General features: G+C 37.0%; 14 protein-coding genes and 1 tRNA gene. 8 read left to right on the forward strand and 7 right to left on the reverse strand.

The annotated features are described in order from the left end of the window. Positions 1-66 precede the first annotated feature (66 nt). Both LUA91_RS00995 and fbp read left to right on the forward strand, forming a co-directional pair. The gene (locus tag LUA91_RS00995; RefSeq protein ID WP_231424088.1) at positions 67-558 is read left to right on the forward strand and encodes a metallophosphoesterase; all 492 of its coding nucleotides are present in this window, start codon (positions 67-69) and stop codon (positions 556-558) included. 19 nt (positions 559-577) lie between these two features. Beyond that, on the forward strand, positions 578-1,657 hold the full coding sequence (fbp, locus tag LUA91_RS01000; RefSeq protein WP_231424089.1) for a class 1 fructose-bisphosphatase: 1,080 nt from the start codon (positions 578-580) through the stop codon (positions 1,655-1,657). A 12-nt stretch (positions 1,658-1,669) separates the two neighbouring features. Here the strand turns inward: fbp and rnhA are convergent, their stop codons facing one another. Next, a complete protein-coding gene (rnhA, locus tag LUA91_RS01005) occupies positions 1,670-2,143 on the reverse strand; it encodes a ribonuclease HI (protein ID WP_231424090.1) in 474 nt (157 codons plus the stop codon). Positions 2,144-2,320: 177 nt separating this feature from the next. On the opposite strand from rnhA, the gene LUA91_RS01010 reads away from it, so the two are divergent. Further along, a tRNA-His gene (locus tag LUA91_RS01010) sits at positions 2,321-2,394 on the forward strand. A 301-nt stretch (positions 2,395-2,695) separates the two neighbouring features. Here LUA91_RS01010 and LUA91_RS01015 read toward each other — a convergent pair. Together LUA91_RS01015 and LUA91_RS20710 are read right to left on the reverse strand one after the other, a co-directional pair. Then, positions 2,696-3,367, reverse strand: a complete 672-nt coding sequence (locus tag LUA91_RS01015) for a recombinase family protein (protein WP_231424091.1) — start codon at positions 3,365-3,367, stop codon at positions 2,696-2,698. After that, positions 3,367-3,711 (reverse strand): recombinase family protein, encoded by a 345-nt coding sequence (locus LUA91_RS20710; protein ID WP_370633584.1) that lies wholly within the window; start codon positions 3,709-3,711, stop codon positions 3,367-3,369. The genes LUA91_RS01015 and LUA91_RS20710 overlap by 1 nt, the downstream gene beginning before the upstream one ends. A 12-nt stretch (positions 3,712-3,723) precedes the next feature. On the opposite strand from LUA91_RS20710, the gene LUA91_RS20645 reads away from it, so the two are divergent. The 4 genes from LUA91_RS20645 to LUA91_RS01030 all read left to right on the forward strand — a co-directional run bounded on the left by LUA91_RS20645 (position 3,724) and on the right by LUA91_RS01030 (position 9,763). Continuing rightward, a complete protein-coding gene (locus tag LUA91_RS20645; protein WP_255717733.1) occupies positions 3,724-4,176 on the forward strand; it encodes an alginate lyase family protein in 453 nt (150 codons plus the stop codon). Position 4,177: 1 nt separating this feature from the next. Further along, positions 4,178-4,741 carry an alginate lyase family protein gene (locus LUA91_RS20650; RefSeq protein WP_255717734.1) on the forward strand — a complete coding sequence of 188 codons (564 nt, stop codon included), beginning with the start codon at positions 4,178-4,180 and terminating at the stop codon, positions 4,739-4,741. 920 nt (positions 4,742-5,661) lie between these two features. Then, positions 5,662-8,889 (forward strand): gliding motility-associated C-terminal domain-containing protein, encoded by a 3,228-nt coding sequence (locus LUA91_RS01025; RefSeq protein ID WP_231424092.1) that lies wholly within the window; start codon positions 5,662-5,664, stop codon positions 8,887-8,889. A 205-nt stretch (positions 8,890-9,094) separates the two neighbouring features. Beyond that, complete coding sequence (locus LUA91_RS01030) at positions 9,095-9,763, forward strand: YceI family protein (protein WP_231424093.1); 669 nt, start codon at positions 9,095-9,097, stop codon at positions 9,761-9,763. A gap of 173 nt (positions 9,764-9,936) precedes the next feature. Here LUA91_RS01030 and LUA91_RS01035 read toward each other — a convergent pair whose 3' ends face one another. From LUA91_RS01035 to LUA91_RS01045, 3 genes are all read right to left on the reverse strand, one after another. Continuing rightward, positions 9,937-10,695, reverse strand: coding sequence for an SDR family NAD(P)-dependent oxidoreductase (locus tag LUA91_RS01035; protein WP_231424094.1), 759 nt, complete (start codon positions 10,693-10,695; stop codon positions 9,937-9,939). Positions 10,696-10,779: 84 nt separating this feature from the next. Then, positions 10,780-11,721, reverse strand: coding sequence for an AraC family transcriptional regulator (locus LUA91_RS01040; protein WP_231424095.1), 942 nt, complete (start codon positions 11,719-11,721; stop codon positions 10,780-10,782). Positions 11,722-11,768: 47 nt separating this feature from the next. After that, complete coding sequence (locus tag LUA91_RS01045) at positions 11,769-12,158, reverse strand: helix-turn-helix domain-containing protein (RefSeq protein ID WP_231424096.1); 390 nt, start codon at positions 12,156-12,158, stop codon at positions 11,769-11,771. A 110-nt stretch (positions 12,159-12,268) separates the two neighbouring features. Between LUA91_RS01045 and LUA91_RS01050 the strand changes: the two genes are divergently transcribed. Beyond that, positions 12,269-12,706 carry a nuclear transport factor 2 family protein gene (locus LUA91_RS01050; RefSeq protein WP_231424097.1) on the forward strand — a complete coding sequence of 146 codons (438 nt, stop codon included), beginning with the start codon at positions 12,269-12,271 and terminating at the stop codon, positions 12,704-12,706. A 156-nt stretch (positions 12,707-12,862) separates the two neighbouring features. On the opposite strand, the gene LUA91_RS01055 is transcribed toward LUA91_RS01050, so the two are convergent. Beyond that, positions 12,863-14,215 (reverse strand): hypothetical protein, encoded by a 1,353-nt coding sequence (locus LUA91_RS01055; RefSeq protein ID WP_231424098.1) that lies wholly within the window; start codon positions 14,213-14,215, stop codon positions 12,863-12,865. Between the last annotated feature and the right edge of the window lie 66 nt (positions 14,216-14,281).

Consider the following 14,281-nt stretch of genomic DNA (forward strand, 5'->3'; position numbering starts at 1 on the left):
AATTGGTATATTTTTTCTTAGATAGGTGCGAATGTTTACCCCATACTTTACAATTCTCTTTACATTATGAAAAAGATTGGTTTAATTTCTGATACTCATGGATTTCTGGATGAAGCTGTTTTTAAACACTTTGACCAGGTGGATGAAATTTGGCACGCTGGTGATTTTGGTCCAAATGTAGCAGCTCCTTTAGCAGCATTTAAACCATTGCGTGGTGTTTTCGGAAACATAGATGATCAAGCTATCAGGAATGAATTTCCGGAGCATAACCGCTTTATGTGCGAGCAGGTGGATGTATGGATGACGCATATTGGTGGTTATCCCGGTCGTTATTCTAATTTTGTAAAACCAGAAATATACACTAACCCTCCGAAGTTATTTATTACCGGCCATTCGCATATTTTAAAGGTAATGTTTGATGAAAAGATCAAATGTTTACACATAAACCCCGGTGCAGCAGGTAAACATGGCTGGCATAAAGTAAGAACCTTGATTCGTTTTTGCATAACTGATGAAAATATTCATACCTTAGAGGTTATAGAGTTATCGGGTAGATAATGTAAAATATACACTAAGTATGGATTGCGGCGTGAAAACATTAGGACAATTTATTATAGAAAAACAGGCAGATTTCCCTTATGCGAAAGGTGAACTTTCCAGATTATTGAGAGATATTGCCATTGCCGCTAAAATTGTAAATCGGGAGATTAACAAAGCTGGTTTGGTTGATATGATCGGCCATGTGGGTACCACCAACATTCAAGGTGAAAAACAGAAAAAGTTAGATGTTTATGCCGATCAGCAATTTATCGCCGCCTTAACCAGTGGCGGTGAATGTTGTATCATTGCGAGTGAAGAAGAAGAGGAGATCATCCATATTGAATCTCCGGTTTCGCAAAATGCAAAATATATTGTGTGCATAGATCCCATGGATGGCTCATCAAACACTGATGTGAATGTTGCGGTAGGAACCGTTTTTTCTATCTATCGCAGAAAATCGTTAGAAGGCAGAGCAGGTATTGACGATGTTTTACAGAAGGGTACCGAACAGGTAGCCGCCGGATATATTATTTATGGCTCTTCTACGATGTTGGTTTACAGTACTGGCAAAGGGGTTAACGGTTTTACTTTAGATCCATCGATTGGAGAGTTTTGCCTGTCGCATCCAGAAATGCGAATCCCGGAAACGGGAGTTACCTATTCGATTAATGAAGGAAATTATGTTCACTTCCCAGAAGGTGTGAAGAAATACATTAAATATTGTCAGGTAGAGGATGATGCTACCGATCGCCCATATACTTCCCGATATATTGGTTCGATGGTTGGCGATATCCACAGGAGTTTAATTAATGGCGGTATTTATATTTACCCAACTACTGCCCGCTCGCCAGAAGGTAAATTGCGATTGCTTTATGAATGTAACCCGATGGCCTTTATTATTGAGCAGGCAGGAGGGAAGGCTACAACAGGTTTTGAGCGTATATTGGAAATCCAGCCTACGGCAGTTCATCAACGCGTACCTGTATTTATCGGATCGTTAAAAATGGTGGAGAAAGCAGAAGAAATGATGTTGCTTTATACCGCAAAATCTATTTCAGTTGAAGAACATGTGGAAACCAAATTGGAAGATCTGGGTGTTGTTGGTGGAATAGATTAATCAATTTATCGGTTAAAGTAAAGTTGCTTTATTGCGTTCTGCTTCGAAAAAAGTATCAATTGCCAGGTTCTGCCTGTCTTGAGCGGCGAAAACTGCTAATCTGTCGCAACGTTCATTCTCAGGATGATCGTTGTGGCCTTTTATCCAGATAAATTTTACTTTATGGAGTTTATACAGTTCGAGAAATCGAATCCATAGGTCTTTGTTCTTTTTGTCTTTAAAATTTTTAGTTACCCAACTAAAAAGCCATTTTTTTTCTACGGCATCTACCACATATTTAGAATCAGAATAAACGGTTACCTGTTGGTTGAGGCTTTTTAATGCTTCCAGGCCCTTTATTACTGCCAGCAATTCCATCCTGTTGTTGGTGGTCATCCTGAAGCCGCCACTTAATTCTTTATAATGCTGGCCTGCCCTTAAAATTGTTCCATAACCACCTGGGCCGGGGTTTCCGCTTGCTGCTCCGTCTGTGTAAATTTCGATCATATAATGCCGTAAAGTTATGTTTTTATGATTAAAATAAGCTGTATTGTGCATTGGTGATAAAATATTTTCATTTCAAATAATTGAATTTTAGCCAATTAAAAAAATGTTATTAAAACTTTGATAAAAATATTTGCAAGGAATATTAAAAGTCGTACTTTTGTGACACTAAAAAACACGGTGGCTGTAGCTCAGCTGGTTAGAGTATTGGTTTGTGGTGCCGAGGGTCGTGGGTTCGAGCCCCATCAGCCACCCTTTATGGGGCAAGAGATTTTTAACAATCTTTTGCCCCTTTTTTTGTCTCCTAATTCCTTGTTTTCAAGATAGATATGTTGTGCTATTTCGTTCATCAAAAGTGTTCGATAAGTGCCATTTTCATACGTCAATTTCTGCTGAAACAAGAAACTGATCAGATATCTTTTCCCTCGACCGAGGATTTGTCATAAAAAAGGTCCAGTTTTTCAATATTCCGCATAGCTTTTTGGAGTAAACCAGCCATGTCCAGCACTGCTGCATTCTCCACATTGAGGTCATTTAACCTCGCTTCCAGGATTTCTATCCTTTTGTTGCAGTCACTTTTGATAACCTGGAAATCGCCGCCCTCGATGTCTCCGTCCAATAACAGCCACGTCCATGATCAATCTTTTTGTTCAGGTCCTCGATCTGTTTGATGTAATCCTTACGGTCATCAATAATCGAAAATGTTTGGCTTTTGTACTGGTCTGTAATTGTCTTGATGAACAGTTCAGCCACTCCTTCCCTTGGCAGGTATTTCAAGAGTTCGGTCTCAAAATCTGCATTCACCTTTTCAGCGCGAAAACGGGAGCCACAGTTGGATGTGCAATGGTAATAGGTGTAATATCCCTTTTTTCCCCTCGACGAACTTGCCGTGAGCGACTTGCCGCAGTTGGGACACATCAGAAATCCCCTCAGGACAATTTCGCTTGGCGTAGTGATAGCAACACCAGTTTCGCGCTTCCTTGAATCCAGTATTTGCTGGACGTTGTAGAACTGCGTCTCAGTAATCAGTGCCTCGTGCTGCCCCTGAACTGTTCGCTCTGGCTCATCCTTGTATCTGGGCACCACGATCCGGCCGCAGTACATCGTGTTCCTGATACAGGTATAGAAATTATTCTTACTGCATTCCAGCCCCTTTTCCCTTGCGGCATTGAGGATGTTCTCTCCAGAGAAGTTTCCACGCTCAAGTTCCCTGAATACCCATTTCATCAGCGAGGCTTGGGGTTCAATCGGGGCAATGTATTCCTTCCCGTTTCTGCCGTTCGGTTAATGTATCCCAATGGCGCCTTGCCAGTCCATCTGCCTTCCTTTTTGGCCTGCCTGATCCCAGCCTTGGAGTTAAGTCCGCGCCTGTCGTTTTCGATCTCTGGCGTTGTAAGGTAAACGGCAAGCATCATTTTGTTTTCTGGAACCGTCAAGTCGAGTGGCTGCTCGATGGCCTGCGGATCGATGCCCGTTTTGTTCAGTGCGGAAATGGTCTGGTAGGCGTCGCTAGTGTTCCTTGAGAACCTGTCCCATTTGGTAAATAGCAGTAGATAATGACTCGATTCAATATTCTTTTATGCATGGCTTTCTTTATTATATCGATACATGCCTCCGGACAACAAAAGCAAAAATTTTTAATTAGTGATGAATCAGAGGTGAAGGCTACCAAGCAACAGTATCTGCTAAAAGGAAATGAAAAGTTAATGAGTAAAGCTGAAGCTGCATTGCTCAAAGGACCATTTTCAGTTACTTTCAATAAAACGAAACTTGCACCTTCTGGTGATATTCACGATTACCTGAGTCAGGCACCCTATTGGTGGCCTGATCCAAGTAAAGGAAATGGGGAGCCTTATATTCGTAAAGATGGTAGAAGAAATCCTGAAATTTATAAACTTAATGATCGTAAACAGCTGGGAGACTTAACCGAGGTACTGAATGACCTGGCGATGGGCTTTTATCTCTCTGGGGATGAGAAATATGCAAAACAAGCAGATGAGATTGTAAAGGTTTTTTTTTATCAATCCAGATACTAAAATGAATCCCAATTTTACCTATGCCCAATACATTACTGGCTTAAATGATGGGCGTGGAATAGGCATAATTGAAACCAGAGGTTTGATTGATATTCCTGAAGCACTGGCACTTTTGCAAGAAAGTAAATTTATGGTTCCTCAAACCATTAACGTGGTTAAATTATGGTTTGGTGCTTATTTAAAATGGCTGCTGAATAGCCCTAATGGCAAGGGTGAAAAATTGGAGAAAAATAATCATGGTACCAATTACGACCTGCAGGTAATAGACTTTGCTCAATTTTTGGGAGACGAGATACTGGCTAAAAAAACCATTGATGAAATAACGTTACCGAGACTTGAAATTCAATTTGATGAGGAGGGGAGACAGCCGCTGGAAACCGCAAGGACGAATTCATGGGATTACGTAAATATGAACCTCGATGGCTGGCTAAAACTGGCCCGATTATCCGAAAATGTTGATGTTGATCTTTGGAATAAAAAAAACGCCAAAGGTTCAGGTATAGAAGCTGCGGTAAAATGGTTACTTCCTTATGTGAAAAAGCAACAAAAATGGCCATATCAGTAGCTGAATTCATTTAATCATGATCAAGCGGATTATATTATTAAAAGAGCTAAGAAAATTTATCCATTAATGAATAATCAATAAATCTTTTGTTAAGTTATCAGGATAACATTAAGTGAAATAGTGATTATTGATGTAAAGTTTAGCAGATGGCCAATTCAATCTATTTGCCCACAAAATGACTGTGTTTTTTTAGTAACCAGAAACATCATTATGCAATATAGTACGGTGGTAGCAAGTTCAATAGGAATTTGTCTATCAAAGATAGTATAGCCAATTTGCGTGGGGAAGCTATTTTTAAATTAATCGTTCGACTATTTTACATTGGGAAATTATCAGCCATTACCGGCCCAGTGAATCGAATATACCGAAAGTGTTTTTAAAGGCTCAGTTTGAAGACACTCATTATTTTGTGAGTCAGCGAAATGCGGTATTATTTAAGCGGTGGTTTGAAGTTCATTTGAGAGCGCATTTGTAGGAATGGGAATAATGAACAATGTTATTGAATTGTTGAAGAGCACATAGAATAAGCATTCAAAAAATATGAACTCACTTTCCAATTAAAATAATTTCAATCAAATTTCTAGCTACTAATACAGTATTTATGCTAAGTAATGCAATTTAATAATTGGTTTATTTAACTATCATCATCAATAATATTTTGCTAGCTTTGAATTACCTAATCAAAATTTAACTCAACAATCATTATCAAAAAAATAACTCTCTCCATTATTTTACAGCTTCTGTTTTTTACAGGATATGCTGCAACTTTTATTGTAACAAGTAAGGGGGATTCTGGCCCTGGAACATTAAGAGAAGCACTTAGTTTTGCCGCTAATAATGGCAACGCAGAACAAGATATAATTCTGTTCAATATTCTTGATCATACGGAAATTGGAAGAACGATTACTTTAATAACCCAATTGCCAAACGTATCTTCAAATTTAGTTATTGATGCCTCAACCCAACCAGGGTTAAATTTTGGAATTAGCTCTGCAAAAATAAAGATTTCAACAGAATTTCCTTTTCAGGAAACTTATTATGGTTTTGCGCTGCGAGAGGTTAGAGACATAGAGATTTATGGTTTTTACATTCATAATCCACTAGCCTATAATCCAATGGGTAAAAGGACTTATTGGCAAGCGATATCAATCAAAAACTGCACAAATATTCGCATCGGAGCAGCTGGAAAAGGTAATGTAATTGCTGGTTTCTATGAAAATATTGGTTTTAACATTCCTGAAACATCATCAAGTTATTATTATTCGGAAAATATTACCATTCAGGATAATTTTATTGGAGTGGAGGCTGATGGATTTACCATACCCCAAAATGAGCAACGAGCACTACAAGCTAACTATCTTTATGGAAAAGTTATTTTTGGCGGAAAGGAGAAAGAAGGTAATTTAATTCCGGCAGGGTTTGTATTGTATCAGGCCAATACTTCAGAATCTACTAATCCGAGGGATAGAGGTTACACACTGCCTGCTGACGTTACTATCGCAAATAATAAAATCGGGGTAGATTATAATATTACTCAAGGCTATAGTTTTTCTAGGGGAATTTGGTTAGCAACAATTACCCCGAACGGAAAAAGTACCATCATATTGGAAGATAATGTAGTTTCAAGCACTCAAACTTATGGTATCCAAGTAAGTAATATCGGTAAACTGGTAACCTTAAGGCGGAATTACATCGGCACAGATAGAACTTTAACCAAAAAATTACCGGTTGGAGGAGTAGGGATTTTCGTTTATTATGCAGATCAAGTACTTATAGGGGGCGATGATCCTACCGATGCCAATTACATTGCTTATTGTAAGCCTGTTATGGTTTGGCCTTACTCAGTAGTTGCGGTAAAGAAGAATAGCTTCTTTTGTACGGTAAATGCTTACCCAATGATTGAACTGGAAACTTACCGTCCAATTACTAAGATCAGTTTGGATATGGCTAATGCTACACAGGTTAAAGGTACCGCAACTCCTAACTCTATAATTGAATTGTTTTATAATGATAAATGTGGAACCTGTTCTCCTCAAACTTATTTTGCTTCAACTACCACAGATGCTAACGGAAATTGGGAATACAAAGGCAATATTACAGGTGCGGTAATAGCTTCAGCGACATATAACAATTCAACTTCCGAATTTACACGTACAGTTATTGATATTTCAAAAACCTATACAGTGAGTACTTGTGGTAACACAGGTTCGATTCTAGGGGCACTTCCAAAAACTTCTGCTCCCGTTCAATGGGTAGATATTGAAGGTAGAGTAGTCGGCACTCAGAGCGACTTGAGAAATGTTCCGCCAGGTAAGTATAAATTACAGGTTATCGGTATAGATTGTCCAGTTGAAACTGGATATTTTGAGGTAAAGAAAAATATTGTAATTGATGCTAGCAATGTTATTATCACAAATCCTTCATGTGGGAAAGCAAATGGATCTCTTAGAGGATTAGTTGTATCTAATTACTCATCTGATCGGTGGAAGCTAAGTTGGAAAAACGAGTTAGGCCAAGATATTACTCAAGCATTTGATTTAGATAACATTAAGCCCGGGATTTACACTTTTACTGCAAGCTTAGAAAATAACACTTGTGCAGTTACATATGGGCCAATAAAATTTATAAACATTGGAGGAGTGGAGATCGATGAAAAATCTGCAGTAATAACCTCAACTAATTGTGGAAATAAAGATGGTTCTGTGAAAGGAATTGTAATTAATAGTGATGTGCCACCACTTTATAATTGGAAAAACAGTGAGGGGAAAATTGTATCTTATGCAAAAGATCTCATCAATCAACCAGCTGGAAATTACTTTTTAGAGGTTTCGAATAGTGGTAACTGTGGCACTGTAATCTCGTCAATTTTTACAATCCCCGAATTAAATGGTATAACAATTTCTGATATTGGTATTATACATCCATCATCATGTAGTAATCAAAATGGTTCCATTACCGGGATAAAAATTTCTGGGGCAACTAGCTTTGGATGGTATGACAGTCAAAATAATTTTGTTTCGAAAAAATCATCTCCAGACTTAGAAAATGTTTTATCAGGTAGCTATTATTTAGTAGCTGGAAATGAATATTGTACTAGGAGAACTAAAGTTTACACTATCCCCAACCTTCAAAATAACACAAACTATGGGGTACCAGTTGTTCAAATTAAGAATGCCAAATGTGGAAATGCTAATGGCTCTATTCAAGTTACTTTTTTAGTCCCCGTCTATTCATATCGCTGGATAAATAAAGAACGCAATTTACAACTCAGTGAAAAATCCTCTTCTATACAGAACCTTGTTGCTGCTACATATAGTCTATATTTATCAGATCAGAATGGCTGCGAAAAATTTTATTCAGATTACACGGTCTTGCTAGAACCGGAGATTATTTTAAATGATACACATGCATTAATCACCAATGATTTTTGTGGACTTGGCTTAGGTAGCATTTACGGTATTAGTTTTACTGGAAAACCGCCTTTTTCTTTTCAATGGATTGATGATAAAGGAAAAGTTTTAAGCCAAGTTGAAAACATTAGTGGATTGAGAGCTGGTATTTATAAGCTAAAGGTTAAAGATTTTGTTGATTGCGAAAAAACTTATAGTTATTCAATTACGGAGCATCCCAAAGTTATTTCACTTCCAAACGTTAATGGTTTACAGATATGTGCTCCAGGGGAAGTAGTATTAATTGTGAATAACGTTTCTTCCGAATTTAGCTATCGATTGTATGACGATTTGGGAGATTCTAGCATTTTAATGGAAGAGAAATCTGGTCGTTTTAATATCAACGTAACGCAAAATAGAAGTTATTATGTTACACAATTTAAGGGTGACTGCGAAAGTGAAAAAATGGAGGTAAAGGTTACAGTTGGCTTCAATCTCTATAATATTCCAAACACAATATCGCCTAACGGAGATGGGATTAATGATACTTGGGTTTTAAAGAATATTGAAAGTTACCCAAATGTTTCCGTTAAGATTTTTAATAGAAATGGTAATAAGGTTTTTGAGTCTCAAAAATATCAATATCCTTTTGATGGAAAAATTAATGGCGTTGAGTTGCCTGCTGGAATATATTATTATCAAATAAAAGTAAGTAATAACTGTAGTCCCATATCTGGCAGTCTTACAATATTAAGATAAAGATACATTACAGATAAAAATTAATTCCTTTAAATTGCATACATTGAATGAACGGCACCTTCACCATAATTTAAATACTTATTTTTTGTCGGTTGAGTACTAGAATTTATTATCATGCATCAATAAATAGATAAATTTTGGGCATTACTTTTGACGACAAAATCAGTATATAAATCAACCTGATTGTTAATTTAAAATTTAAGACATGAAAAAACTGTTCTTTGCGCTTCCAGCGCTATTTTTACTCGCATCTTGCGGAGGATCTTCTAGTGATAATGCGAAAACATCTACAGCGCAAACAGAAACAGCGCAAAAAGGTGAAAGTTTAACGCTTGATACTGCTGCGACTTCTGTTGATTGGAAAGCCACGCATAAAGGTGGTTTGGCACCACGTTGGGGAAAAATAAGTGTTAGTTCTGGTAATATTTTGGTGGATAAAGATTCTTTGAGCGGTGGCGAATTTGTAATCAACCTTGGTGCATTAAAAGTTGATCCGGCTTCGGTTACTGAAAAAGATAAAAAAGCCAGTGATTTGGAAGGGCATTTAAAAAGTCCAGATTTTTTTGACGTTGCAAAATATCCGACTGCAAAATTCGTGATCACCAAAGTTGAAAAATTCACTGGTGCTCAACCCTCAAGCTTATTAACTGATCCTAATTATTTAATCAGCGGAAATTTAACCCTTAAAGACAGTACATTAAACATTACTTTTCCATCAAAGGTTGAAGTTTCTGCCACGGGTGTAAGCGCTACGGCTAAGTTTATCATTGATAGAAGTGCCTGGGGCATCAATTATAAAGCTGAAGGCAGTCCTGAGAACTGGATAATTTCGAAAGATGTAGAAATTGGATTGAACCTTAAAGCTAAAAAATAATTTTGCGAAGATTAATTTTAGTATCAATACATTTCAAGATTTAGAAAATTAAAAAACTGATTTATAAGATTTTCATTAGAATCAGTAAGCATACTTAAATACTAATCTTACTGCGAAAAAAATCCCATTCAACTTTGTTGAATGGGATTTTTTGTGTTTTCTAATGAAGAATTTTATATCCTAAATCCACCAGATACTTCTATTCTTTGTGCGTTGATCCACTTAGAATCATCAGAACAAAGAAAGGCAACAACACTGCCAATATCATCAGGCAAACCAACTCTTCCCAATGCAGTTTGCGAAGAAACCAATTGATTGTATTCTGCACTATCGCGAACCGCACCGCCGCCAAAATCTGTTTCTATTGCTCCTGGTGCAATGGAATTTACTCTGATTTTTCTGCTTCCCAATTCTACGGCCTGGTATCTTGACAGTGAATCGATTGCTGCTTTCATGGCTCCATAGGCCGCGTAACCGGCAAAAGAAAATCTTGCCAAACCAGAAGAAGTATTTACAATGCTACTGGCATCATTTAATAAAGGCAACAATTTTTGAGTTAAGAAAAAAGGACCTTTGAAGTGGATATTCGTCATGGCATCCAAAGTTTCTTCTGTTGTGGTTTCGAAACTTTGATTGATGCCGATACCCGCATTGTTCACCAATGCGCTTAATTTTGCATCAGCGAATTCAGTATTTAAAACCGCTTTAACATCTGTTACAAACTGATCAAAACCAGCTGTTGATGAAATATCAAGGGGCAATGCAAAAGCTTTTTGTCCGATGTTTTCAATTTCTTTTACTACTTCATTTGCAGCCTCTTTTTTAGTTTGGTAGGTTAGAATGATATCAAACCCTTTATTTGCCAATGCTATTGCTGAATCTTTACCTAATCCACGGCTTGCGCCTGTTACAAGTGCTATTTTATTTGCCATCTTTTTATTGTTTAAATTAACAATACGAAGTTCAACATAAAAGCATTAGCAGATTTGCAGAAATCAAATGAAAATTTGTAAAAATCAAACAAGAACATGTTCTCTAAAATGTTGTGGCGACTGTTTACCATATTTTTTAAAAAAATTCGAAAAATGGGCAACTTCTTCAAAGCCTAATGTGAAGGCGATTTCTGAAACATTCCATTGTGTTTGCGTGAGCAGCATTTTGGCTTCCTGAAAAATACGGCTTCCAATGATCTCGCCTGTTGTTTTTCCGGTGGTATCTTTTAGTACCCTGTTAAGGTGATTGACGTGAACGCCTAAAATTCCGGCAAAATCTGCTGGTGTTTTCAACTGTAACAGGTGGCTGATATTTTCAATGGGGAATTGTCTTTCCAATAATTCTATAAACAATGTGGTGGTTCGGGAAGCAGCTGTTATGTTGTTTGCAATTGGCGTAATCGGTTTCAATTTCTGACCGAAATGAACCAGTTCCATCAAGTAATTTCTTAGCAAATCGTATTTATAGGCATAATCTGAATTGATTTCATCATGTATTTTAAGGAATACGGATTCGAATTTTTGATATTGTTCTATAGAAATTTGATAAACAAAATCACTCTGGGGAGAAAAAACCGGAAGATTATCGATTTCTAAACCAATTTTTGAAGCGGGTAAAAAATCTTTTGTAAATACACAGAAATGCCCGGATTGATCGGTACATAGATGCGTGTAATTGTATGGGATTTTTGGTGATGCAAACAACACGGCACAATCTTCAATCTCGATTGTTTTGTCGGCATATTCCACTTTATTTTTGCCATTAATTAAACTTATTTTGTAATAAGTTCTCCTATTATAAGGCATTCCTGTTTTTGAAGTACAGGTTTTTGAGATTTCAGAAATATCAAATATGTTAAAATGACCAACGTCTTTATGAAGGTTATCGTTCAGAAACTGATTTATATCAGGACAGCTTTCGCCTAATATATCCTTGTAGAAATCTTTGATGGTTATCGAATTCATTTTGTTGCAAAAATCAAAGATAGTTATTTGTGGTGATCTGGAATATATTATTGCTTGTTGTTTGATCTTTCCGTTTTGATTTTCTCCCGATGTTGCATTCCCCACTTTGTCATTGCGCCAACTACTTCTTCTAAGGTATGGCTATAAGGCAAAAGCTCGTAGGCTATGCTTACCGGATAGCCATTTTCTATTTTTTTTATGATGAATCCGTTCATTTCCAGTTCTTTAAGTTCGCTGGAAAGTACCCTTGCAGAAATGCCCGTTACCTGTCGCTGAATTTCCGTAAAACGTTTGTTTCCTCTGGCCATTGCGATAATAATCATGAGCTTCCATTTTCCACCAATGGCGTATAAGGCATCAGATACAGCCATTAAAGTTTTGTGGCAATCTTCGGTAAACTCTTTGTTATCTGTTTGATTCTCTGCTGATTTAGCCATAATAAGTTTAATAATAGTCGCTAACCTTTAGGTAACGACTAATAAATTGTAACCGAATATACTATAGTTTTGCCAGTAACAATTATATATTTTAATTAAACAATAAAGTGATGACAATAGAAATTTTAAAAGCAAAAGAAGAACTGAGAAACTTGATTGACAATTATGCCTCTTTAGGTGATGAGTGGAGAATATCTGAAGTGATGGATTTATTCACTCCGGATTTAACCTACAAAGTTTATATGGGAGGAAATTTAGTTGCGACTACTTCTGGTAGAGAAACTATGGAAAAAGAGTTTACAGGCCACGCCGCCCAGGTAAAAACCTACTTTACCATTAACGGGCAACATACGGTAAAAATCGATGGAACAACAGCTACAGGGGTTTCCTTTAGTCAGATAAAAATGATCAGAGATGTGGAAGGCAAGGACGTCTTAACAGATTATAGTGTTAACTATGAAGATCAGTATATTCATCAAAATGGCAATTGGTTAATTAAAGAGCGGATTGCTCATTTTGTAATCATGGAATCGAGAACACTCTCTTAAACAGATGCAACACAAACCGACGTACATTTTTATACAATGAAATGTACGTCAGTTTGGTTTTAGGTGGGTTGATAGCAAAAGTTATTTTTCAGTGCTGTAAAAATTTATAAGATAGCAGGGCCTTGCAAGAAATGCATCAGGCTTCATACTTATCATCTACATTTCTTTCCAATTTGTTGATAAGGGCTTGTTAAATTCTACGCTCTTATAATTGATCGTTATTTTATTTTTTCCATCGCCAGAAACGGTTGTAAACGGCATTTTGATTCCTCCAATGGTTTTATTGTTGCTGTACGCATTTATTTGTTTTTTGTTTCCAATTTGATAGCTGTCGCCTAAAATGTTAAATCGACTATCTACTATGTAAACGAATGTATGCCCATCAACTCCAAAACTTACGGCATAACCATCTTTTGTCGCTTTTACAATCCCTTTGCTAAACGCAGCTTCGTTTTGCTTCCGAAGGCCAAGTACGCCAATGTGGTCGTTGTAAATTGTTTCTTCAAGCCGCTCTTTAGTGGTGATGGTTTTCTTTCCGTTACTCCACATCCAGCCTCCATTGGCATTTACCTGTTCTACTGCGATGAGTTTGCCCTGATTATACATCTCATTTCTAAATCTATTTTGTGCCAAATCATTGTAAGAGGTTAGTTTAATGCCACTAAATTCTGCCTGAACAATATAAGTTTTTACATTATCTAATGCAGTGCCCCCATAAACTGTTCTTAAGTTTTTGAAGATTTCGTTCGCACCAGGAAGCTTCTTGTTCACTGAAGTTTTTTTGTTGCTATGCTCTTTATTTACATCCTCTGTGAAATAAAAACTTCCATCAACTACAGCCATGGCCTTATTTTTCCCGTCGCCAGCACTTGCAAAAAAGCTATGGGTAGTGGTTGTTCCATTATCGTATTTTAGCGTTAATGTACCGTCTTTTAAATTGTATTTGCCTTTTCCATCGCTTTTGGCATTTGTGCCGCCACCAATATTATCTCCGGCAATTACAGTAGTTGATTCTCGATCGGTGGTAAAACTTCCTGCTCCATCAAAATTAAGCACTCGTTTAGCACTTGATCCCACATAAGTTGTTCCATTCGATATTCCACCGCTACCGCTGATAAACTTGAATTGATAAGATCCCTTCGGAATACTATTATCGAGATTCATTTTAAAAAGTACAAATGTTCCTGCATCGAGATTTCCAGCTTTTGTAATTGTGAATTTACTCTTATCTCCGTTTGAATATTTTAAGAGGAGATCAGAGCCCTTGATTTCATAGGTTCCCCTTATGGCAGTTTTCCAATCTTTTTTATTTAACTCATCTGTAAAGGTTTTATCTTTTCGAAGCAGGAATACTTCATCAGTACGGTTCATGCCTCCTCCAAGTGGGTTTAAACTTAACCTTACTCCGGCATAAACGCCAGGGAAACCGGTTGATGATTGGCAAGCGCTGGATAGGGCGGTAGTTGTAAGAAATATTATCTGCAACAAAAAGTAGTGTATCTGCTTCATACAAAAGGGATTTAATGTGATTAATGAATTACAACAAAAAATATGCCTCCTTGAACATGGAGTTTA

It is taken from the genome of Pedobacter sp. Leaf250 (assembly GCF_920984735.1).
Taxonomy (GTDB): domain Bacteria; phylum Bacteroidota; class Bacteroidia; order Sphingobacteriales; family Sphingobacteriaceae; genus Pedobacter.

Bases quoted from the DNA above. Each gene is read 5' to 3' on its own strand.
- rnhA (WP_231424090.1), bottom strand. From the start codon at position 2,143: ATGATCGAAATTTACACAGACGGAGCAGCAAGCGGAAACCCCGGCCCA.
- LUA91_RS01040 (WP_231424095.1), bottom strand. From the start codon at position 11,721: ATGAATTCGATAACCATCAAAGATTTCTACAAGGATATATTAGGCGAA.
- LUA91_RS01015 (WP_231424091.1), bottom strand. From the start codon at position 3,367: ATGAAATGGGTATTCAGGGAACTTGAGCGTGGAAACTTCTCTGGAGAG.
- LUA91_RS01045 (WP_231424096.1), bottom strand. From the start codon at position 12,158: ATGGCTAAATCAGCAGAGAATCAAACAGATAACAAAGAGTTTACCGAA.
- LUA91_RS01050 (WP_231424097.1), top strand. From the start codon at position 12,269: ATGACAATAGAAATTTTAAAAGCAAAAGAAGAACTGAGAAACTTGATT.
- LUA91_RS01055 (WP_231424098.1), bottom strand. From the start codon at position 14,215: ATGAAGCAGATACACTACTTTTTGTTGCAGATAATATTTCTTACAACT.
- LUA91_RS01030 (WP_231424093.1), top strand. From the start codon at position 9,095: ATGAAAAAACTGTTCTTTGCGCTTCCAGCGCTATTTTTACTCGCATCT.
- LUA91_RS00995 (WP_231424088.1), top strand. From the start codon at position 67: ATGAAAAAGATTGGTTTAATTTCTGATACTCATGGATTTCTGGATGAA.
- LUA91_RS20650 (WP_255717734.1), top strand. From the start codon at position 4,178: ATGAATCCCAATTTTACCTATGCCCAATACATTACTGGCTTAAATGAT.
- LUA91_RS20645 (WP_255717733.1), top strand. From the start codon at position 3,724: ATGGCTTTCTTTATTATATCGATACATGCCTCCGGACAACAAAAGCAA.
- LUA91_RS01035 (WP_231424094.1), bottom strand. From the start codon at position 10,695: ATGGCAAATAAAATAGCACTTGTAACAGGCGCAAGCCGTGGATTAGGT.
- fbp (WP_231424089.1), top strand. From the start codon at position 578: ATGGATTGCGGCGTGAAAACATTAGGACAATTTATTATAGAAAAACAG.